Source organism: Actinomycetospora chibensis (assembly GCF_028737215.1).
Lineage (GTDB): Bacteria > Actinomycetota > Actinomycetes > Mycobacteriales > Pseudonocardiaceae > Actinomycetospora > Actinomycetospora chibensis.
The window spans coordinates 1-20,361 of sequence record NZ_JAQZAM010000026.1; the positions used below are offsets into that span (position 1 = coordinate 1).

Annotated in this window: 18 protein-coding genes and 1 pseudogene; 5 read left to right on the top strand and 14 right to left on the bottom strand. The window is 72.6% G+C overall.

All coding sequences use genetic code 11. From position 1 onward, the window contains the following. Nucleotides 1–48 precede the first annotated feature (48 nt). Nucleotides 49–438 carry a MarR family transcriptional regulator gene (locus PH189_RS27050; protein ID WP_274192022.1) on the bottom strand — a complete coding sequence of 130 codons (390 nt, stop codon included), beginning with the start codon at nt 436–438 and terminating at the stop codon, nt 49–51. Between PH189_RS27050 and PH189_RS30570 the strand changes: the two are divergent. Further along, a pseudogene (locus PH189_RS30570) lies at nt 365–664 on the top strand (tryptophan-rich sensory protein); the annotation flags it as partial. The gene PH189_RS27050 and the pseudogene PH189_RS30570 overlap by 74 nt on opposite strands. 97 nt (nt 665–761) lie before the next feature. Here the strand turns inward: PH189_RS30570 and PH189_RS27055 are convergent. After that, nucleotides 762–1,355 (bottom strand): TetR/AcrR family transcriptional regulator, encoded by a 594-nt coding sequence (locus PH189_RS27055; protein ID WP_274191966.1) that lies wholly within the window; start codon nt 1,353–1,355, stop codon nt 762–764. Between the two features lie 72 nt (nt 1,356–1,427). Between PH189_RS27055 and PH189_RS27060 the strand changes: the two genes are divergently transcribed. The 3 genes from PH189_RS27060 (at nt 1,428) to PH189_RS27070 (ending at nt 3,729) form a co-directional block, all read left to right on the top strand. Then, a complete protein-coding gene (locus tag PH189_RS27060) occupies nt 1,428–2,021 on the top strand; it encodes a hypothetical protein (protein ID WP_274191967.1) in 594 nt (197 codons plus the stop codon). Between the two features lie 259 nt (nt 2,022–2,280). Continuing rightward, a complete protein-coding gene (locus tag PH189_RS27065; protein WP_274191968.1) occupies nt 2,281–3,318 on the top strand; it encodes a TerC family protein in 1,038 nt (345 codons plus the stop codon). A 96-nt stretch (nt 3,319–3,414) separates the two neighbouring features. Then, entirely contained in the window at nt 3,415–3,729 is a 315-nt protein-coding gene (locus PH189_RS27070) for an AsnC family transcriptional regulator (protein ID WP_274191969.1), read from the top strand. An 84-nt stretch (nt 3,730–3,813) separates the two neighbouring features. On the opposite strand, the gene PH189_RS27075 is transcribed toward PH189_RS27070, so the two are convergent. The 3 genes from PH189_RS27075 to PH189_RS27085 are packed head-to-tail and all read right to left on the bottom strand — an operon-like array spanning nt 3,814 to nt 7,025. Further along, the gene (locus PH189_RS27075; protein WP_274191970.1) at nt 3,814–5,226 is read right to left on the bottom strand and encodes a wax ester/triacylglycerol synthase domain-containing protein; all 1,413 of its coding nucleotides are present in this window, start codon (nt 5,224–5,226) and stop codon (nt 3,814–3,816) included. Between the two features lie 40 nt (nt 5,227–5,266). Further along, complete coding sequence (locus PH189_RS27080) at nt 5,267–5,479, bottom strand: hypothetical protein (protein WP_274191971.1); 213 nt, start codon at nt 5,477–5,479, stop codon at nt 5,267–5,269. 7 nt (nt 5,480–5,486) lie between these two features. Continuing rightward, nucleotides 5,487–7,025, bottom strand: a complete 1,539-nt coding sequence (locus PH189_RS27085; RefSeq protein ID WP_274191972.1) for an AMP-binding protein — start codon at nt 7,023–7,025, stop codon at nt 5,487–5,489. Nucleotides 7,026–7,586: 561 nt separating this feature from the next. Between PH189_RS27085 and PH189_RS27090 the strand changes: the two genes are divergently transcribed. After that, entirely contained in the window at nt 7,587–9,749 is a 2,163-nt protein-coding gene (locus PH189_RS27090) for a malate synthase G (RefSeq protein ID WP_274191973.1), read from the top strand. Between the two features lie 51 nt (nt 9,750–9,800). On the opposite strand, the gene PH189_RS27095 is transcribed toward PH189_RS27090, so the two are convergent. From PH189_RS27095 to PH189_RS27135, 9 genes are all read right to left on the bottom strand, one after another. Next, nucleotides 9,801–12,452 carry an ATP-binding protein gene (locus PH189_RS27095; protein ID WP_274191974.1) on the bottom strand — a complete coding sequence of 884 codons (2,652 nt, stop codon included), beginning with the start codon at nt 12,450–12,452 and terminating at the stop codon, nt 9,801–9,803. Nucleotides 12,453–12,663: 211 nt separating this feature from the next. Beyond that, on the bottom strand, nt 12,664–13,299 hold the full coding sequence (locus PH189_RS27100) for a Dps family protein (protein ID WP_274191975.1): 636 nt from the start codon (nt 13,297–13,299) through the stop codon (nt 12,664–12,666). A 54-nt stretch (nt 13,300–13,353) separates the two neighbouring features. Continuing rightward, entirely contained in the window at nt 13,354–15,078 is a 1,725-nt protein-coding gene (locus tag PH189_RS27105; protein ID WP_274191976.1) for an FAD-dependent oxidoreductase, read from the bottom strand. Continuing rightward, nucleotides 15,075–15,338, bottom strand: coding sequence for a UBP-type zinc finger domain-containing protein (locus tag PH189_RS27110; protein ID WP_274191977.1), 264 nt, complete (start codon nt 15,336–15,338; stop codon nt 15,075–15,077). The genes PH189_RS27105 and PH189_RS27110 overlap by 4 nt, the downstream gene beginning before the upstream one ends. Beyond that, entirely contained in the window at nt 15,335–15,817 is a 483-nt protein-coding gene (gene trxA / locus PH189_RS27115; protein ID WP_274191978.1) for a thioredoxin, read from the bottom strand. The genes PH189_RS27110 and trxA overlap by 4 nt, the downstream gene beginning before the upstream one ends. Next, nucleotides 15,814–18,444: an ATP-dependent chaperone ClpB gene (clpB, locus tag PH189_RS27120; protein WP_274191979.1), complete on the bottom strand. Its 2,631-nt coding sequence runs from the start codon at nt 18,442–18,444 to the stop codon at nt 15,814–15,816. Before clpB ends, trxA begins: the two co-directional genes overlap by 4 nt. Beyond that, nucleotides 18,445–18,777, bottom strand: a complete 333-nt coding sequence (locus PH189_RS27125; RefSeq protein WP_274191980.1) for a chaperone modulator CbpM — start codon at nt 18,775–18,777, stop codon at nt 18,445–18,447. It lies immediately after the preceding gene. Beyond that, a complete protein-coding gene (locus tag PH189_RS27130; RefSeq protein ID WP_274191981.1) occupies nt 18,777–19,802 on the bottom strand; it encodes a J domain-containing protein in 1,026 nt (341 codons plus the stop codon). Before PH189_RS27130 ends, PH189_RS27125 begins: the two co-directional genes overlap by 1 nt. A 3-nt stretch (nt 19,803–19,805) precedes the next feature. Beyond that, on the bottom strand, nt 19,806–20,360 hold the full coding sequence (locus PH189_RS27135) for a nucleotide exchange factor GrpE (RefSeq protein WP_274191982.1): 555 nt from the start codon (nt 20,358–20,360) through the stop codon (nt 19,806–19,808). Nucleotide 20,361: the final 1 nt, after the last annotated feature.

Here is a 20,361-nt window from a genome sequence, read left to right on the forward strand (position 1 = left end):
CGGCGACCCGCGCCAACTTACGAGCGGGGCGCCGGGCCTCCATACGGTCTAGACGTACGACGACCCTGCAAGGTCCGAACGCGCGAAGTGCCGCATGCGCTCGGCGACGAGGCGCAGGTAGCGCCCCATGACCGCGAGCTCGGCCTCGGTGAACTGCTCGGCCGCGTCGTCGACGGCCGCGAACAGCGGTGCGAGCTCGCCGAGGACGCGCGTCAGGGTCTCCTCCCCGAGGTAGAGGGCTACGCGGCGCCGGTCGTGCCCGTCACGCCGGCGCTCGAGATGACCGGCGCGCTCGAGCCGAGCGACGAGCTCGGTCGCCGAGCCGCTGCTGATGCCGAGCCGATGGCCCAGCTCGAAGAGCCCGATGGGGGGCTCGGCGGTGAGCACGTGGTTCACCGCGGTGTGGTCGACGGCGCGGAGCCCGAGCCGCTGTGCCAGTGCGAGTCGACTCGTCGGCCGCGCGGTTGACGTCCCGCAGGGCCCAGGAGAGCTGTTCGCCGCCTTCGCCCCGCTCTACTTCGGCCTGCGCAGTCCTGCGCTGGGCGCCGCCAACACCGTGGTCGGACTGGCCACCACCACCCACGCCGTCGTCACGACCGCCCGGCTCGACACGCGGGCCGCCCGGGCCCTCGCACCCCGACTCGCCTGGCTCACCCTCGCCTCCTACGTCTCGGTCCCGACGGCCGTGCGGTGGGCGGCGCACCGGGCGCTGACCGTCCTGACGTTTGGACGACCCGGCAGGACCCGGGGGCGGTCGGTGGTCAGTCGCCCTGCTCGGAGCTGTGGACGAGCGTGGCGAGATGCGCACGGAGCACCTCGCGCAGATGCTCCGGCGGATAGCGCTCCGGCCAGGTCGCGCCGTGCAGGGCGAGCCCGTCGACGAGGTGGTACGTGGCCAGGCCGGCGGAGGGCATCACGGCGCCGTCCCCGAGCACGAGTCGGACGGCGTCGGCGACGGTCGCGGCGACGAGCACCTCGGCCTGGTCGCGGACGAGGCGCAGCGCGGGGTCGGTGGCGCTGCGGGCGACGAGCGCGAGATAGACCTGGACCTCCTCGGTGCGCTCGGTGTCCAGCGGCAGCAGCTCCTCCAGGATGCGGACGCCGAGCCTCGGGCCGGCCAGGCTCTGGGACAGACGGGCGAACCGGGCGGCGGCGCGGTCGACGACGGCCCGCAGCGCGAAGCCGAGCAGCTCGTCCTGGCTGGCGAAGTAGTGGCGCAGCGCGCCGGGTGAGGTGCCGGCTTCGTCGGCGACGGTGCGCACCGAGACTTCGTGGACCCCGTCGCGGCGCACGACGCGCCACAGCGCTTCCGCAATCTCCTGCCGGCGGGCGGCGTGATCGACGAGCCGAGGCACGGGGATGTTTTAGCACAGTTGTGCTGATACCTTGACGACACAGCTGTACTACAAGGGCGGTGGGAGGTCATCGTGCTCGTCGCGGCGATCGTGGTGTGCGAGGTCGGCTTCTGGGTCGTCCTGGCCGCCGGCCTCCTGGCCCGGTACGGCCTGCACCGGCCGCGCCTCGGGGCGGCTCTGTTGATCTGCGTGCCCCTCGTGGACCTCGCACTGCTCGCGTTCACCGCCGCCGATCTCCGCGCCGGCGGTGCACCGTCCCCTGCCCACGGTCTCGCCGCGGTCTACCTGGGCTTCTCCGTGGTCTTCGGCCACCGGATGGTGCGATGGGCCGACGTCCGGGCGGCCCATCGCTGGGCCGACGGCCCGCCGCCCGAGCCAGCGCCGGCCCACGGGACGTCGGCGCGGGTCCGCCTTGCCTGGCAGGAGTGGGCCCGCGCGACGCTCGCGGCGGGGATCGCCGTCGTCCTCCTGATCACGGCGATCGCGATGGTCGGCGACCCCGGTCGCACCGGCGAGCTCTGGGCCTGGGTCGGACGCATGGGCTGGCTCGTCGCCCTGTGGCTGCTGGCCGGTCCCCTGTGGGAACAGGCGCGGACCTCCTGGCGCTCGCGACGACGCACGTCCGGGCCCCGCTCCCAGGCTGCATGGAGACCACCGGCCCCGTGACCTTCTCCGGTCCCGCGCCGCTCGGGCCGGCCCCACGGACGCGCCGAAAGCCGGCGTCGCGCCCACACTGCTGTTGCTATGAATCGCGAACTGTGCTTCGCTTGTTCTCGGTGGAGGGGAGTATCCCCCGCGTCCCGGGTCGTCATCACGGCGCGCAGCAGATGGCGTGACCCTGCTGTGCTCGCCCGGCCGGGACGGGCCCGAACGTCGGGTCGGGAGAGACCTCCGAGCAGGCCGGCGTGTCGACTCGGAGGTGTGCATGAACGTGTCGTTGTGGATGTGGCTGGCGGTGCTGGCCGGGATCGTGGCCATGCTGGCCGTGGACCTGGTCGCCCACCGCAGCGCCCACGTGATCGGGGTCCGCGAGGCCGCGGCGTGGTCCGCGGTCTGGGTCGCGATCGGCGTCGGCTTCGGCGTCCTCGTCTGGGTCGTCTGGGGCGCCGAGTTCGGTCAGCAGTACTTCGCCGGCTATCTCATCGAGAAGTCGCTCGCCGTCGACAACGTGTTCGTGTGGGCGGTGATCTTCAGCTTCTTCGCCGTACCACCCCAGTTCCAGCACCGGGTGCTCTTCCTCGGCGTGCTCGGAGCCCTGGTGCTGCGGGGCGCGTTCATCGCCGCCGGCGCGGTCCTCATCGCGAACTTCTCCTGGGTGCTCTACCTGTTCGCCGCGTTCCTCGTCGTCACCGGCATCAAGATGGCCGTTCAGCGCGACAGTCACATCGACCCCTCGACCTCCCGGACGCTCACGCTGTTCCGGCGTCTGGTGCCGATGACCGACGCGTATCACGGGCAACGCTTCCTGATCCGCCGCCGCGGGGTCCTGCTCGCCACGCCGCTGCTGGCGGTACTGGTCCTGGTCGAGGTCACCGACGTGGTCTTCGCCGTCGACTCGATCCCCGCGATCTTCGCCGTGACCGACGAGCCGTTCCTGGTGTTCACGGCCAACGCCTTCGCCCTGCTCGGGCTACGGGCGATGTACTTCCTGCTCGCCGACCTGGTGCACCGCTTCCGCTACCTCAAGCTCGGCCTGGCGCTGGTGCTCGTGTGGGTCGGCATCAAGATGGCTCTCAAGGTCGACATCGCCTACATCCCCACGCCCATCAGCCTGGCCGTCATCACCACCATTCTCACCGTGGCCATCGCCGCCAGCTGGTGGACCAGCCGGGGAGAGAGCGGCCACGCTCCTGCGCCCGCCGGGGTCTCCCCGTTCCGCCAGGCCACCGACGCCGAACTCGCCGACCTCGAGCCTCTGTGGAGCCGGCGCCGCCCCTCGCATCGCGCCCGCGCACGGAGGTGAAGCCTCGCTCGGCGGCGCAGGCCCACCTGCGCCGTCGAGCCCGGCCCGTCGAGGCGGCCATCTACGATGCCTGATACACGAACTGTGGGTGAGGCGATGATGGCGGCGGACGACAGCCAGCGGCCCGGCTGGACGTTCCTGACGAACCACGCCCACGTCTTCATCGCTCTGGCCAGGGATCCCGAGCGACGGCTGCGCGAGGTCGCCGTCGAGGTCGGCATCACCGAGCGCTCCACGCAGTCCATCGTGGCCGACCTCGAAGCGGCCGGGTACTTGCGTCGGTTGAGGGTCGGTCGCCGCAACCGCTACGAGGTCCATCCCGACCTCCCGCTCCGCCATCCCGCCGAGCGTGACCACTCCGTCGGGGAGCTGCTCGGGGTGTTCACCACGCGTCACACAGGCGCGCCCTGATCGAGCTCTGGCTCCCGCGGCGCGAGCCCGCCGGACCTCGACCAGGAGCCGGGCGCGGTCTGACGGACGCCCGGCAGGAGCGGGTCAGCGCGCGGGCGCGAGGGCGAGGACTTCGTCGAAGCCGGCCCGCAGGTCCTCGACGAACGCGTCGGGGTCGGTGATGGCCGCGGGATCGAGGGTCACCGCGACGCAGCACGTGTCGCCGTGGGAGGTCAGCGTGATCATCGTGGCGCCTCCCGGCAGCGGCGCGAACGCGTAGCTGCGCACGATCTGCGCGCCCGCCAGGTACGCCGGCCCCGTCATGCCCCGGACGTTGCTGGCCTGCAGGTCGTTCGCGCTCGTCGCCCCGCCCTGGATCAGCGCGAGCAGCGGTGGGGGCAGCACGGCCAGGAGCGGGGCGATGAGCCCGAGGCCGTCGACCACCCGCTCGCCGGTGGTCCGCCGGACGACCTCCCGGACGTGTCGGATGCGCGCGACCGGGTCGGCGTCGCCCAGGGGCGCCGCGAAGCGCGTGCCGGCCCAGTGGTTCCCGCCGACGGGGTCGTCGCGGTCCCGGGTGTTCACCGGCATGCCCATCGCGAGGTGCTCGGGGATCGCGCCGAACCGCCGGTGGTAGCGCCGCATCCCGCCGAGCAGGGCGGCGAGGTACGCGTCGTTGAGCGACCCGCCCGCTGCTCGCCCGGCGGCCTTGAGCGCGCCGAGGTCGACGTCGAGCGCCTCGAAGCGGCGCTCCAGGCTCCGGCCGCGCAGCAGCGGCGATCGGGGCACGACCGGCCCGACGGCGGCCCGCAGCGCCGACCCGAGGAACGCGGAGCCGTCGGACACCGTCGCCAGGGGCCGCGTGACGAGACGCCCGAGCAGCCCCGCGCCGGCGGACACCACGCCCGCCGCCCGCGTCGGCACGCCCACGACGGCCCGCGCCGCCTGCGTCACGGTGAGCCCCCATCGCGAGGGGCCGTGGCGGTCGGGCTCAGGGTGGTCGGGGTGGTCGGTGTGCTCGCGCACCCCGCTGTGCAGCATGCGCAGGATCTGCACCAGCCCCAGGCCGTCGGCGACGCTGTGGTGCACCTTGAGGATGTAGGCCGCCCGTCCGCCCTCGAGCCCGGTGACGATCCTCGCCTCCCACGGCGGGCGCTCGCGGTCGAACGGGGTCAGGGCCATCGACGCGGCGAGGTCGAGGAGCTCACGCCACCCGCCGGCGCAGGTCACCTTCTCGCGGCCGAGGTGGTTCGGGAGCGCGAAGTCCGGGTCGGGCACCCAGGCCGGCGTGCCCCAGTCGCCCCACGGCTCCAGGACGCGTTCGCGCAGGCGAGGCACGAAGCGCGTCGCCCACTCGTGGGACGCGACGACCCGGTCCCAGTCCGGGGCGGTGTCCAGGAGGTCGAGGATGATGACCGGCGACCGCAGGCGCGGGTCGACCTCGGCGCGCCACATCATGGTCTCGAGCGGATTCATCTCGCTCGGAGTGCTGCCCAGCTCGCCGGTCCCGGTCGTCATGCTGTCCTCTCCGGGCCCGACCGCCGCGGGCCGGACCAGCCTAGGCCCCGCGGCGGAGGCCCTCGCGGGTCACCGCCCGGGCGACGTGGCCCCGTGGATCGGCACGAGGATCCGGCCGGTCGAGCGGGGTGATGTCGGCGGGCGTCGCCATGCCGCAGTCGTCGTCGTAGGGCACGGTGCCCGCGCGGCGGGTGGTGGCCAGTGGGACGGGCCGGCGGGTGATCGCCGTCCTCGTCGTGCCCGTCGGCCACAACGCAGGCCTAGTTCACGCCGCGTTGTCGACCGGCCCAGTACGGCTCGCGAAGCCTGAACTTCTGCACCTTGCCGGTTGCCGTGCGAGGGATGGCGTCGCGGAATTCCACTGTTGTCGGGGCCTTGAACCCGGCCAGACGTTGTCTGCAGTGGGCGACGATGTCCTGCTCGCCGATCTCGGCGCCAGGGGTTCGGACAACGAGTGCCTTGATCGTCTCGCCCCACTTCTCGTCGGGCACGCCGATCACGGCCACTTCAGTGACCTCGGCCAGCTGGGAGATGCAGTCCTCGACCTCGATCGACGACACGTTCTCCCCGCCGGTGATGATCACATCCTTCTTCCGGTCCGAGATCGTCAGGTAGCCCTCGTCGTCGATCGTGCCGCCGTCGCCGGTGTGGAACCACCCGCTCGCCAACGCCTCGGAGGTGGCGTCGGGATTCGCCCAATAGCGGTCCAGTACGACGTTCGAACGGACGAGCACCTCCCCGAGGTCGGAGATCTTCACCTGCACGCCGAGGGCCGGCGCACCGGCGCGTCCCAACCGGCGTGCGCGTTCCCGGGCGGGAAGTGCGGTGTCGGCTGCCCGCGCCCGGTTGAAGGTGACGATCGGCGATGTCTCGGTCAGCCCATAGATCTGAAGGAACTCCCAGCCCAGTTCCTCGTCGATGCGCTGGATCATCCGCGTCGGCGGCGGCGCGCCGGCGCACACGATCCGTACGCGTCCCCGGCCCGGGACGTCACCGTCCCATGTGGCGGCCGCGTCGAGCACCGCGTTCCACACCGCGGGGGCTCCGCACATCACCGTGACACCGTGCTCGTCCACGCGCCGAAGAACCTCGGCGCCGTCCACCTTGCGCAACACCACCTGCTTGGCGCCGAGCCCAGCCAAGGGGTAGGGCAACCCCCATCCGTTGGCGTGGAACATGGGAAGCGTGTGCAGGTAGACGTCCCGTTCCCAGAGGCGAAGGTGTATGCCGAGACTCATGGCGTTGACCCAGATGTTGCGGTGGGTGATCTGAACGCCCTTCGGACGAGCCGTCGTTCCCGAGGTGTAGTTGATCGTCGCCGTCGCGTCTTCCTGCGGGTCCGACCACGTGCGGGGCGCGACGTCGAACCGCATGACGTGCTCGTCGGTCTCCCCGCCCAGCACGAACCGATGCCGGGCCTGGACCGTCTTGAGCGGCTCGTCGAGCTCCGGATCGACGAACAGCGCCGACGCTCCAGAGTGCCGGACGATGTAGCCGACCTCCTCGGCGCGCAGGCGGAAGTTCACGGGAACGCAGATCCGCCCGCTCGACGGCACCGCGTACATCAGCTCGAGCAGCCTTGCGGCGTTGTGGCTCACCACGGCGACCCGCTCGCCCTCGCCGACGCCGAGCGCGTCCAGCCCGGCCTGCCAGGCCCGGATGCGCATGAGCAGGTCGGCGTATGTCGTCGTCTGCACGGGAGCCCCGGGCTGGGAGGGCTCGTCGACGACAGCGACGGCGTTCGCGTTGACGGCCTCCGCCCGGTACAGGAAGTCGTTGACCGTCAATGGCACACGCATGGCTGGCCTCCGTGTCGAGCCGAGTCCACGGGTGAGGCAGCCGGTCGGCTCGCCAGGTGTCCCGTCCCGTTCTGCGTGGTCACCGTCCTAGGCGAACGGACACCCTGCGGGCACAGCGGCGTCACCGACCGGTTGCTGTCTCGGGTCCGGACGCCGCCATCACCGCCTCCTGAGGCCGCGACAGCGGGCAGCGGCGAGCGGTCTCGCCCAAGCGTCGGACTCCCTCGCCAAGCTCGACTCCGGGCAGTCTGCCGTGGCAGTTCGGCGCTGCCGCCGCAGCCATCGGCTGGTCCAGGCGTGCCCGTGGATGCCACCAAGCCGTACCGCAGCCCCGTCCGCAGCTCCTCCGGCGACGAGACCCTTCATGTGGCCCCACGTCGGCACCACGGCGCGCGATGTCGTCCTCGGGCTCGTGTCTGCGCCCGCGCTCGCGAAGACTTAGGGTTGCCCTCCCGAGTCGTCCTCAGAGCAACGCGAGAGCACGAGACCCGACGCCGACGCCCACGTCGCGTCGTCGCGGGAGTCCCGAGGGGTCCAGCAGGTGAGAGAGGCGGTCCGCCAGTGTCCGAGACGTCCGAGCGGTCCGGGCTGCAGGTCGACGAGCACCTGCGAGCGTTCGTCGAGGACGAGCTGCTCGCGCAGGTCGAGCTCACCGGCGAGGAGTTCTGGTCGATCCTGGCCCGCCTGCAGGAGCGGTTCGCTCCCCGCATCGCGGCGGCGCTGGACGAGCGCGACGACCTCCAGGGCAAGATCGACGCCTGGCACGCCGAGCACGGCGCGGGCTCGCGGGACGACTACGAGAAGCTGCTGACCGATCTCGGCTACCTGGCGCCGGAACCGTCGGACGTCCCGACGATCGACGTCGACCGGGTCGACCCGGAGATCGCCGAGGTCCCCGGCCCGCAGCTGGTGGTGCCGTCCACGAACGCCCGCTTCTCACTCAACGCCGCCAACGCCCGCTGGGGCTCGCTCTTCGACGCGTTCTACGGCACCGACGCGCTCCCGCAGGACCACGAGCTCGCGAAGGGCTACGACGAGAAGCGCGGCGCCCAGGTCATCGCCGCCGCTGACGAGCTGCTCGACGAGCTGTTCCCGCTCGAGCGCGGGAGCCACGCCGACGTCACCGCCTACCGCCCCTCGACCGATGGGCTGGCCGCCGACACGGCCGACGGCGCCGTCGGCCTCGCCGACACGTCGGCGTTCGCCGGGTTCACCACCCCGGACGCCGACGGCAAGGGCCACGTGCTGCTCGTCCGCCACGGCCTGCACGTCGACCTGGTGCTCGATCCGTCGACCCAGGTGGGTCGTCAGCATCATGCGGACGTCAGCGACGTCGTGCTCGAGTCGGCGGTGACCACGATCGTCGACCTCGAGGACTCGGTCGCGACGGTCGACGGCGAGGACAAGGCCCTGGCCTACCGCACGTGGCTCGGTCTGATGACCGGCGACCTGACCTCGGAGTTCACGAAGGGCGGCGAGACCGTCACCCGGCGGGTCAACCCGGACCGCGAGTACACCGCCGCCGACGGCTCGGAGCTGACGCTGCCGGGTCGCTCGCTGATGCTGGTCCGCACCTGCGGACACCACATGACCACGAACGCGGTGCTCACCGCGGACGGTCAGGAGACCAACGAGGGCGTGCTCGACGCGCTCGTGTGCGCCGTCGCCGGCCTGTACGACCTGCGCGGCCTCGGACCGCACACCAACTCCCGCGCCGGGAGCCTCTACGTCGTCAAGCCCAAGCAGCACGGGCCGGACGAGGTCGCGCTGACCGTCGAGCTGTTCGCGGCGATCGAGGAGGCCCTCGGCCTCGAGGCCAACACGCTCAAGATCGGCATCATGGACGAGGAGAAGCGGACGACGGTCAACCTGTCGGCCTGCATCGGCGCGGCCGCGAACCGCGTCATCTTCGTCAACACCGGGTTCCTCGACCGGACCGGCGACGAGATCCACACCTGCTTCGCCGCCGGGCCGGTGCTGCGCAAGGGCGACATGAAGTCGACGGTCTGGCTGCAGACCTACGAGGACCGCAACGTCGACGTCGCCCTGGCGGCCGGCTTCGAGCACCACGCGCAGGTCGGCAAGGGGATGTGGGCCAAGCCCGCCGCGATGGCCGAGATGCTCGAGCAGAAGATCGGGCACCCGAAGGCGGGCGCGAACACGGCCTGGGTGCCCTCGCCGACCGCCGCGACGCTGCACGCGCTGCACTACCTGCGCATCGACGTGCACGCCGTCCAGGAGGAGATCTCGAAGCGGGACACGGCCGACCGCCGTCACCTGCTGGAGCTCCCGCTCACCGACCCGAGCACCCTGTCGGACTCCGACGTGCGCCGCGAGCTGGAGACCAACGCCCAGTCGATCCTCGGCTACGTCGTGCGCTGGGTGGGGATGGGCATCGGCTGTTCGACGGTGCCCGACCTCGACGGGGTCGGGTTGATGGAGGACCGCGCGACCCTGCGGATCTCCAGCCAGCTCATCGCGAACTGGCTGGAGCACGGCGTCGTCGACGCCGACACCGTGCGCGAGACGTTCGCGCGCATGGCCGCGCTGGTCGACGAGCAGAACGAGGGCCAGGACGGCTACCCGCCGATGGCGCCGGACCTGGAGGGCAGCGAGTCGTTCCAGGCCGCCCTGGAGCTCGTGTTCACGGGCGGCAGCGAGCCCAACGGCTACACCGAGCGCGCCCTCACGCAGTGGCGGCGCAAGGCGAAGGCCCGCGCCTGAAGGCGCGAGCCCCGGGACCGAGCCGTCGATGCGGGACGATCGGGCGGTCGCCTACGGGCGCGGGGTGAGAGGAGCCTCCGTGGCCTCGTCGCGGGACGCGTGGCGGCGCTCCTGGACGACGCCCAGGACCCGGGCCGCGGCGGCGGCCTCGCGGCGGGTGCGGACGTCCAGCTTCGTCAGGATCGCCGAGACGTGGTGGTCGGCGGTCTTCTCCGAGATGACCAGGCGCGCGGCGATCTCGGCGTTCGTGAGGCCCTCGGCGAGCAGGCGCACCACGTCGACCTGCCGGGACGTCAGGCCCGCGGGGTTGGCGCGGGTGCTCGTCCGGGGCCGCGCGGGGATCCGGGTGACGCCGCGCCGGCGCAGATTCCGGCGGACCCTCGCCGCGATGGCGTCGGCGCCGAGGTGGTCGAGGATCTCCAGCGCCGCGAAGATCGCCGCGAGCTCGCCGGAGTCGACCATCGCGAGCGCCTGCTCGTAGGGGCAGCCCAGCGCCTCCCAGCACGCGGCCGCGGCGGAGGACCGCCCGTCGAGCAGCAGACGGAAGGGCGGGGCGACGCGGAGGGACGAGGTGTCGACCTCCCGGCCGAGGCGCACGAGCCACACCGCGAGGTCGCCCGCCGACCACTCGGTGCCGGGAAGGGACGCGGCCGAGAGCAGCGTGGTCGCGTGATCGAGGCGGGTGTCGGCCGTCCCGGTCGTCCAGCACCGCTCGGCGAGCGCGGCGGCGGCCGGCAACAGCCGCAGCGGTTCGCCGAAGCGCTGCGCGAGCTCCCAGCCCCGCTCGAGGTGCTCGCCGGCGCCGGCCCGACCGCTGCGCAGCGCGACCAGGCCGCGGACCAGGCACGGCCACGTGTGGGTCACCGCCGAGCGACTCCCGGCGAGCACCGTCGACGCATCGCGGCTCGCGTCGTCCCAGGCCCCGCGCAGCAGGTGCAGCCGGGCCCGGACACCGAGCTGGAGGCCGTGCGCTATCCGGACGTCGCGTTCCGCGGTCAGCGGCAGGCTGTGCGCGAGGATCTCCTCCGCGTCGTCGAGCCGGCGCTGCTCGACGTCGAGCTCGACGAGGCTGCTGGAGACGGTGGAACGAGCCTCCTCGTCGAACCGGTCGCGCGCCTGCTCGAGGACGTCGAGGAGCCGGTCGCGGGCACCGTCGTCCCCGGACATCACGGCGACCACCGACTCGATCACGCCGAGCCGGATCTCGAACGCGCGGTCCCCGACGCCCTCGGCGACCTCGCGGGCCCGCGCACACCGCTCCCGGGCGCTCACCAGGTCGCTCATCTGCATGGCGAGGAACGCCTGGATGGAGTACGCGTGCCCGAGCGCCGCGCTCTCGCGCGGGGCAGGGTCCGGCCGGGCTTCGAGGACGTCGACGGCCGCGGCCGCGTGCTCCTCGGCGCGGCGTCGGTCGCCGAGGTACCACTCGAGCACGGCCAGCAGCCGACGGCCCGCGCTGACGCCGCCGAGGTCGCCCTCCGTCTGGCGCAGCGAGACGGCTCGGCGGCCGGCGGCGATCGCCTCGCCGAGACGGTCGGTGAGGTAGAGCTCGACGGCGAGCAGCTCGGCAAGCTCGGCGCGGGCGCCGGGGGTGGCGCTCGGGGCCGCGTCCAGGGCGGTCCGGAAGAACCGGACGGCCTCGGTGTGGGCTCCCGACCCGGCCGCAGCGCGCCCGGCGCGGTCGGCGTAGGAGAACACGCGCTCGTCGTCGCCGGCGGCGATCGCATGGTGCACCAGCACCGCGGGGTCCGGGTGAGACTGCGTCTCGAACGCCGCCAGCATCCGCCGGTGCAGGGCCACCTCGCCGCCCGGGGGGATGGCGTCGGCGACGGCGAGCCGGCAGATGTCGTGCCGGTAGGTGATCCCGCGGCGGTCGCGGGCGACCAGCCCGGAGTCGTCGAGCGCGCGCAGGGGGCCGCTCCCGACGCCGAGCGCGGGCAGGAGGACGTCCGGGATCCCGGTGGGCGCGCAGGCGACCAGCTCAGCCAGGTCGCGGGCGGCGGCGTCGAGCCCGGTGGCGCGGGCGAGGACGGCGTCACGCACCGTGGTGGGCAGGACCTCCCCGTCCTGGCTGACGATCTCGGTGACGAAGAAGGAGTTGCCGCGGGTGAGCCGGTGCAGGTGCGCCGGGTCGATGTCGCGCGCCCCGACCATCGTCGTGACCGCCTCGACGCTCAGCGGCGCGAGGTCGAGGCGGGTGGCCGCGGGCGTGCGGGCCACGTCACCGAGCAGCCACCGCAGCGCGTGCTGGTGGTCGAGATCGTCGGCGCGATAGGTGGCCAGCACCAGCGACCGGGTCCCGGAGATCCGGCGCAGCAGGAAGCGCAGCAGGTCGACGGTGGCCTCGTCGGCCCACTGCAGGTCGTCGACGACCAGCAGCACAGGCCCGGACTTCAGGAGGCGCAGGACCTCACCGGAGATCTCGTGGAGCGGAGCGCCGTCGGCCAGCAGCCGGGCGAGGGAGTCACCGAGGTCGGCCGCGACGTCGTGCAGCGGGCCGAGCGGGCGTGGTACGCCCAGCGGGTCGCACATGCCCCACAGGACCTGGCCGTCGTCGAGCCCGTCGACGAACACCCGGGCGAGCTGGGTCTTGCCGATGCCGGACTCGCCGGCCAGGAGGACGATCGACCCCGATCCGGCGAGCGCGTCGTCCCAGGCCCGACGGAGGCACCGCAGCTGGTGGTCGCGCTCCAGCAGGTGCACGGCGATCACGTTACGTGATCGCTTCTCGGTGCGGAACGCCCGATCGGACCACCGGTGACCGGCGTAGATTGAATCGGTGGCGGTAGGACCGGCTGAGTTCCTCTCGTTCCGAGAGCACGACCTCGACGGCGCCAAGGCCGCGGTGGAGCAGGACTTCTTCACGACGTCCATGGACCTCGTGGACCGCCGATCTCGAGGTGCCTCGACCTCGTCACCCGGAGATCGACTGACCTCCCGACTCGTCTCTCGTCGCTTCGTCGCGCTCGCGACCGGTGCCGACGAGGGGTGTGTCGACCAGGTGCTCGGCGAGGAACCACGCCTGCAGTTCCCCGGTGCGGACCACCTCGGAGACGAGGAGATCGTTGCTGCCGTCGTCGCCCAGGGCCGCGACCCGGGTGGCGGCATCGCGGGCCTCGATGAGGATCGTCTCGTGCGCGTCCACCAGGCGCGAGAACATCGCCGGTACGGGCTCGACCCCGTTCGGGGCGCGCGGGATACGGGTGATCTCGGCGATGTGCCTCGGATCGCCCACGGCGACACCACCGAGCGTCTGGACCCGCTCGGCCACCGAGTCGATGACCTGGAGCTGTTCGCCGGCGTGCTTGTCGAGCAGCAGGTGGAGTGAGGAGAAGGTCGGCCCGCGCACGAGCCAGTGGTGCTTCTTGTAGAGCGCATAGAGGATCTGGGAGTCGGCCAGCACACGGTTGAGGCGTTGGCAGGAGTAGAGCCGCGCGTCGCGGGCCAGCCCGAGCGGGAAGTGCCGGACGGTGCCGAACGCCTGCACCTCCCCACCGTGTTCGTGCAGCCGGGGTTGTGAACCGGTCTGGCGGCCGGAGGTGGCGGTCATGGGCCCTCCCGGGCTCGTGGGGACGTTCGGTCCGGTGGTCGGTGGGTGCGTCCGTCAGGTGCCGGCGTGCACGTCCGCGGCGAGGCCCCGGAGATGCTCGTGCACCAGCCGGACGGCCATCGCGCCCTCGCCGACCGCCGAGGCGACCCTCTGGACCGACCCGCTGCGCACGTCCCCGACGGCGAAGACTCCGGGCGCACTGCTCTCCAGCGGCAGCGGGGCACGGCCGATCTCGGAGAACGCCTCGGCACCGGACTCGGCCGCCGAGGGACCGGTCTGCACGTACCCGCCGGAGTCGAGGCCGACGGCGTCGGCCAGCCATCCGGTGCACGGGGCGGCGCCGATGAACACCATGAGCTCCCGGGCCTCCAGACGTCGACGTTCCCCGCTCGCGGTGTCCTCGACGACGACGGCTTCCAGCACCCCTCGCTCGCCGTGGAGTTCCCGCACCTCGGTGTGCACCAGCACCTCGATGCGTCCGTCCGCCAGGATCCGGTCGGCGAGGTAACTGGACATGAACTCGTCGAGCGTGCTCTCCCGGACCACCATCCGGACCGTGCGGGCGTGGTCGGCGAGGAAGAGGCCGGCCTGGCCGGCCGAGTTCCCGCCACCGACCACCACGACGGGGTCGTCGGCGCAGATCTGGGCCTCGAGCGGGGTGGCCGCGTAGAACACGCTGCTCTCCTCGAACTCCTCGAGCCGTGGGACCGGGAGCTTCCGGTACCGGGCGCCGGTCGCGACGATCACGGCGCGCGCCGTGGCCTGTCCACCGTCGTCGAGTCGCACGACGTAGCGGCCGTCGGCGCGCTCCAGCGCGGTCGCGGTCGCCGGGATCCGCGTGCGCGCGCCGAACTTGTCGGCCTGGATCACGGCCCGCTCGGCCAGCTCCCCGCCGGAGATCCCGGCCGGGAAACCGAGGTAGTTCTCGATCCGGGACGACGTCGCCGCCTGACCGCCCGCCGCCACCGCGTCGAGCACGACGGTGCGCAGGCCTTCCGAGGCGCCGTAGACACCGGCCGCCAGACCGGCCGGTCCCGCGCCGACGACGAGCAGGTCGCACGTGGAGGGCGCGTCGTCGGCCGACGCGGGGAGACCGATGGCCGCGGCCAGCTCGGCGTTGCTCGGGTTGCGCAACAGGTGATGCCGCCACACGACCAGCGGGGTGTCGCTCGGGCCGATGCCCAGCTGTCGCAACGTGCGGTCGGCCTCGACGTCCGTCTCCAGGTCGATGCACCGGTGCGGGAGCCGGTTGCGACTGGCGAAGTCACGCAGTCGCGCGGTGTCCGCGGAGAACCGGGAGCCGAGGATCCGGAAGCCGGCCCCGAGCCCGATCGCGAGGCTCCGCCGCAGCAGGTAGGCCCGCAGGATCACGTCGCCGAGGACCGAGTCCTGGGCGACCAGCCGGCGCACCTCCTCCACCGGCACGGCGAGCACCTCACCCGCGACCGCGGCGACATCGGTGAAGAACGAGACCTGGCCGGTCAGCAGGCCCAGCTCGCCGAGGAAGCGGCCGGGACCGTGGACCCGGACCACCTGCTCGTCCGGGGTCTGGTAGCCCTCCAGCACGGCGACCTTGCCCCTCAGGACGACGAAGAACGCCGGGTCCGGCTCACCCTCCACGATCAGGATCTCACCCGGGAGGACGGGGCGGCGGTCGCCGTGCCCGGCCAGCATCTCGATCTGGTCCGGCTCCAGCCGGGGGAAGGCCCCGGAGAGGTCCGGCGTCTCGGCCGGCGCTTCCCCGGTGTGGAGCGACCGGGTCGAGCGTGACGGGCTCATGTCATCCTCTCGTCGACGAAGCACCAGCGCCACGACTCGCCGGGCTCGAAGGACCGGACGATCGGATGGCCGTCCGCACCGGCGTGCGCGCGGGCGTGCCGGCGCGGCGAGGAGTCGCAGCAACCCACGTGGCCGCAGGTGAGGCAGAGCCGCAGGTGGAGCCAGGGCGAGCCGATCCGGAGGCAGTCCTCGCACCCCTGGGTGGTGTGCGGCTCCACGGGGCGGACGTAGGCCAGGTGCGGGTCGGGGGGCAGGGTCATGTCCGCTCCTCGGGCCGCTCGGGTCCATCGGGCGCGGGCGGCAGCGCCCCGTGCACCCATTCGCGCAGGGCGGCGAGCGGCATCGCACCGGGCTGGCGAGCCAGGACCTCGCCGTCACGCTGGACGATCAGTGTGGGCACCGCCTGAACGGCGAACCGCGCCGCGACCCTGGGCGACTGATCGACGTCGACCTTGACCAGCTTCATCCGGCCGGCGAGCTCGGAGGCGAGCTGTTCGAGGGCAGGGCTGACCATCCGGCACGGCCCGCACCACGGCGCCCAGAGGTCCACCAGGATCGGGACGGACGCACGGTCGGCGACCTGGGTGAAGTCGTCGTCGCCGGCGTCGGTGATCCAGGGCAGCGGACGGTGGCAGTGGCCGCAGCTCGGGCTGCCCTCCGCGGCCGCCGGCACGCGGTTGGTTCTCCCGCAGTGCGGGCAGCGGACCGTCGAGGTGCGCTGCTCGGCCGGGGCGCTCATGCCTGGCTCCCCGCCGGCTGCTCGGCGTGCGTGACGACGAGCTGTCCCTCGCGCGCCTCGACGCGGACCACCGCTCCGTCCGGCACCGCGTCGCGCAGGAGCGCCCTGGCGATCCGGGTCTCCACCTCGCGGGCGATGAACCGGCGCAACGGGCGGGCGCCGTAGACCGGGTCGTAGCCCTCGCGGGCGATGAGGTGACGCGCCTCCTCGCTGATCTCGAGCACGACGTCGCGGTCGGCGAGACGACGGCCCAGGTCCTGCACCATCAGCGCGACGATCCGCTCGATCTCGTCGAGGGCGAGCGGCGTGAAGAGCACGGTCTCGTCCACCCGGTTGAGGAACTCGGGCCGGAAGTGCGCGCGCAGCTCACCCATGACCAGCTCGCGGGCGTCGGGTTTGAGCTGGCCGTCCGGGGTGACGCCGTCGAGGAGGTACTGCGACCCGATGTTCGAGGTCATGATGATCACGGTGTTGCGGAAGTTCACCGTGCGCCCCTGCGCGTCGGTGAGCCGGCCGTCGTCGAGGACCTGGAGCAGCGTGTTGAACACGTCGGGGTGCGCCTTCTCGATCTCGTCGAAGAGCACCACGGCGTAGGGCCGCCGGCGCACCGCCTCGGTGAGCTGCCCGCCCTCGTCGTACCCGACGTAGCCGGGGGGCGCGCCGACCAGCCGGGACACCGTGTGCCGCTCCTGGTACTCGCTCATGTCGATGCGCACGATGTTGTCCTCGGAGTCGAAGAGCGCCTCGGCGAGCGTCCTCGCCAGCTCCGTCTTCCCGACGCCGGTGGGCCCCAGGAAGATGAACGATCCGGTGGGCCGCCGCGGGTCCTTCACGCCGGACCGTGCGCGGATGATCGCGTCCGCGACCACCTGGACGGCCTCGTCCTGGCCGACGACCCGCTCGTGCAGCACCTCGTCGAGGCGCAGCAGCTTGTCGCGCTCGCCCTCGGTCAGCCGCGTCACCGGAATACCGGTCCAGAGCGAGACGATCTCCGCGATCTCGTCGGCGGTGACCTCCTCGCGCAGCAGGCGGTTCCCCGACTGCTTGCCGGCGAGATGCTGTTGCTCGGCGTCGAGCCTGCGTTCCAGCTCGGTCAGCAGGCCGTAGCGCAGCTCGGCCGCGCGGTTGAGGTCGTACCGGCGCTCGGCGTCGGCGATGTCGTGACGGGCCTGCTCCAGCTCGGCGCGGAGATCCTGGACGCGGCGGATGGCCTGCCGTTCGGCCTCCCACTGGGCGCGCATCGCGTCGGCCTCCGCACGCAGGTCGACGAGCTCGCGACGCAGCTGGTCGAGGCGGGCCACACTCGGCGGGTCGTCCTCCTTGGCGAGGGCGGCCTCCTCGATCTCCAGGCGCATCACCTTGCGGGTGATCTCGTCCAGCTCCGCGGGCATCGAGTCGATCTCGGTCCGCAGGCGGGCGCAGGCCTCGTCGACCAGGTCGATCGCCTTGTCCGGCAGGAACCGCTCGGTGAGGTACCGATGGCTCAGGGTGGCGGCCGCGATGAGCGCGTTGTCCTGGATACGGACGCCGTGGAACACCTCGAGCCGCTCGCGGAGCCCGCGCAGGATCGAGATCGTGTCCTCGAGCGTCGGCTCGTCGATGTACACGGGCTGGAACCGACGCTCGAGCGCGGCGTCCTTCTCGACGTGCTTGCGGTACTCGTCGAGCGTGGTGGCGCCGATCATGTGCAGCTCACCGCGGGCGAGCATCGGCTTGAGCATGTTGCTGGCGTCCATCGAGCCCTCGGCCGCGCCCGCCCCGACCACGGTGTGCATCTCGTCGACGAACAGCAGGATCCGACCCTCGGCGGCCTTGATCTCGGACAGCACGGCCTGGAGCCGCTCCTCGAACTCCCCCCGGTACTTCGCGCCCGCCACCAGCAGGCCCATGTCCAGGGCGAAGATCGTGCGGTCGCGCTGACCCTCGGGCACGTCGCCGTTGACGATGCGCTGCGCCAGGCCCTCCACGATCGCGGTCTTGCCGACGCCGGGATCGCCGATCAGCACCGGGTTGTTCTTGGACTTGCGCGACAGGATCTGCACCACGCGACGGATCTCGGCGTCCCGCCCGATGACCGGGTCCATCCGACCGGCCCGCGCCGCGGCCACCAGGTCCTGGCCGTACTTCGTCAAGGCCTCGTAGGCGCCTTCCGGAGTGGCGGAGGTGACGCGCTGGTTGCCGCGCACACTGGTCAGCTCCGCCAGCAACCGGTCCCGGCTCACGCCGTACCGGTCCAGGACCCGCCCGGCCGCGGTGCTCTGTGCCTCATCGGTGAACGCGACGAGCAGGTGCTCGACCGACACGTACTCGTCGGAGAGACGTTTGGCCTCCCGCTCGGCGCCCTGCAACAGCCGGGCGAGTCGCTGGGTCATCGACACCTGGCCGGGTCGGGTGGCCGGTCGGGTGGTCCGGGGCTTGTTCTGCAGCTCGACCTCGAGGTCCCCCCGCAGCCCGTCCAGGTCGACCCCGAGACCGGTCAGCAGGCGGGGCACCAGCCCCTCGGGTTGATCGACGAGCGCGAGCAGCAGGTGCTCGCCGTCGACCTCCGTGTGCCCAGCCCGGGTCGCCAGGTCCTGGGCGTCCGACAGGGCTTGCTGGGACTTCTGGGTCAGTCGGTCGAGGTCCATTCACGCACTCCGTCCAGCGTCGCTCCGGTCCGGGCCGGTGGGGGGCCGCTTGCGCAGCTCGTCCTCGAGGGCACGGATCTGGTCCAGCAGCTCGATCACCACGCCGAGCGCCGCGTAGTTCAGGGACAGGCCGCAGCGGAGCCGCTCGATACGGGCCACGGCGGCGAGCTCGCTCGGCGGGAACCACAGCCGACCGCCGGTGTCCCGCTCCGCCCGCAGGAGTCCGAGCGCGACGAACCGACGCAACAGGTCGGGGTGGAGCCCGCTCCCGCGGGCGAGCGCGTCGATGCTGAGCCGGCGGTGTGGCCGAAGGACCGGCAGGTAGCGGGCCATCACCGCGTCGCCCCCCGTCTCGGGTTCTCGTCCGAGCTGTCGGCGCCGCGAGTGGTGACGGGGTCGCGGCGCGGGTCGAACGTGGACGTCTCGGACAGTTCCGCGAACAGCTCCCGCTCCCGGGACGTCAACCTCGGCGGAACCATGATCTTGACTTCGGCGTACAGGTCGCCCGGCACGCCTCTCGGGTTGGGCATGCCCTCTCCGCGCAGCCGCAGGCGCCGCCCGGTCGAGGAACCGGCCGGCACCGTCACCTTCGTCTCGCCACCCGGGGTGGTCACCGGCACCGTGGCGCCCAGCGCGGCCTCCCACGGTGCGAGGGACAGGGCGACGGTGATGTCGCGACCGTCCACCCGGAAGCGCGGGTGCGGCAGGATGCGGACCACCAGATAGAGGTCGCCGGCCGCGCCGGAGCCCCGTCCCTGCCCGCCCTCACCGGCGAGCCGGATGCGCTGCCCGTCGGTCACCCCCGGCGGGATGGTGACGGTGTAGGTGCGGGGCCCGGCGGTGCCGCTCAGGGTGATCGGCCGCTGGCCACCGCGGTACGCCTCCTCGACACTCAGCGGTAGCTCGGCCTCCTGGTCCGCCCCGGCGATCGGCCCGGACCGCCCGCTCCCGAACATGCCGCCGAGCAGGTCCTCCAGATCGATCCCGCCACCGGCACCACCGAAACCGCCGAAGTCCGCGAAGTCGGCGAAGTCGCCGTCCGTGGTGTAGACGGTGCGGCCGCCGCGGCCAGGTCGACCCGCCCCGGCGCCCGCCCGGGCACCGCCGGCCCGCACGCGCTGCTCCCAGTCCTCCGGCACCTGACGGAAGTCCTCGCCGAACCGGTCGTACCGTGCGCGGAGCTGTGGATCGGACAGCACGTGGTACGCCTCGTTGACCTCCTTGAACCGCTCCTCGGCCGCGGGATCCCGGTTGATGTCGGGGTGGTTGTCCCGGGCCAGCTTCCGGTAGGCCTGCTGGAGCTCGTCGGCGTCCGCGTTCCGCGGGACGCCGAGGACCTCGTAGTAGTCGCGGGCCACCGGTCAGCTCTCCGGGTCATGAGCGACGGTCACCATCGCGGGCCGCAGCGACCGCTCCGAGCCGTAGCCGGGGCGCACCACCTCCACGACCGCCCCCGGCTCGGAGCCCTCCTCCGTCGGGACGACGGCCACCACCTCGTGGCGAGCCGGATCGAACGGCCTCCCGACCTCGTCCTGACGGGGAAAGCCGAGTTGGGCGAGCACCGCGAGCGCCTGCTCCCGGATGGCCCGCACGCCGTCGACGATCGCCCCGGGCGCCGCGTCCGCGTGCTGCAGCGCCAGGTCGATGTTGTCGATCACGGGGAGGAAGGCCGCGGCCACCCGTTCCCGTTCCGCGGCTCGCTCCCGGGACAGCTCGCGGCTGTACCGCTTGCGGAGGTTGTCGAGATCGGCGAGAGCCCGCCGCCACCGGTCCTCGAGCTCGGCGACGTCGGAGCCGTCGCGCTCCGTTCTCCCGTCGGCCGGCGCTGCGTCCGCACCGTTCTGGCGCCCCTCCTGGCCCGGATCGCTCCGCTGCCCCTCGCCCTCGCCCTCGGCCTCGACATCGCGCTGAGTCATC

Coding starts and splice junctions, on each gene's coding strand:
- PH189_RS27065 (WP_274191968.1), top strand. CDS start 2,281: ATGAACGTGTCGTTGTGGATGTGGCTGGCGGTGCTGGCCGGGATCGTG.
- PH189_RS27070 (WP_274191969.1), top strand. CDS start 3,415: ATGATGGCGGCGGACGACAGCCAGCGGCCCGGCTGGACGTTCCTGACG.
- PH189_RS27075 (WP_274191970.1), bottom strand. CDS start 5,226: ATGACGACCGGGACCGGCGAGCTGGGCAGCACTCCGAGCGAGATGAAT.
- PH189_RS27085 (WP_274191972.1), bottom strand. CDS start 7,025: ATGCGTGTGCCATTGACGGTCAACGACTTCCTGTACCGGGCGGAGGCC.
- PH189_RS27100 (WP_274191975.1), bottom strand. CDS start 13,299: ATGACCGCCACCTCCGGCCGCCAGACCGGTTCACAACCCCGGCTGCAC.
- PH189_RS27105 (WP_274191976.1), bottom strand. CDS start 15,078: ATGAGCCCGTCACGCTCGACCCGGTCGCTCCACACCGGGGAAGCGCCG.
- PH189_RS27110 (WP_274191977.1), bottom strand. CDS start 15,338: ATGACCCTGCCCCCCGACCCGCACCTGGCCTACGTCCGCCCCGTGGAG.
- trxA (WP_274191978.1), bottom strand. CDS start 15,817: ATGAGCGCCCCGGCCGAGCAGCGCACCTCGACGGTCCGCTGCCCGCAC.
- clpB (WP_274191979.1), bottom strand. CDS start 18,444: ATGGACCTCGACCGACTGACCCAGAAGTCCCAGCAAGCCCTGTCGGAC.
- PH189_RS27125 (WP_274191980.1), bottom strand. CDS start 18,777: ATGGCCCGCTACCTGCCGGTCCTTCGGCCACACCGCCGGCTCAGCATC.
- PH189_RS27135 (WP_274191982.1), bottom strand. CDS start 20,360: ATGACTCAGCGCGATGTCGAGGCCGAGGGCGAGGGCGAGGGGCAGCGG.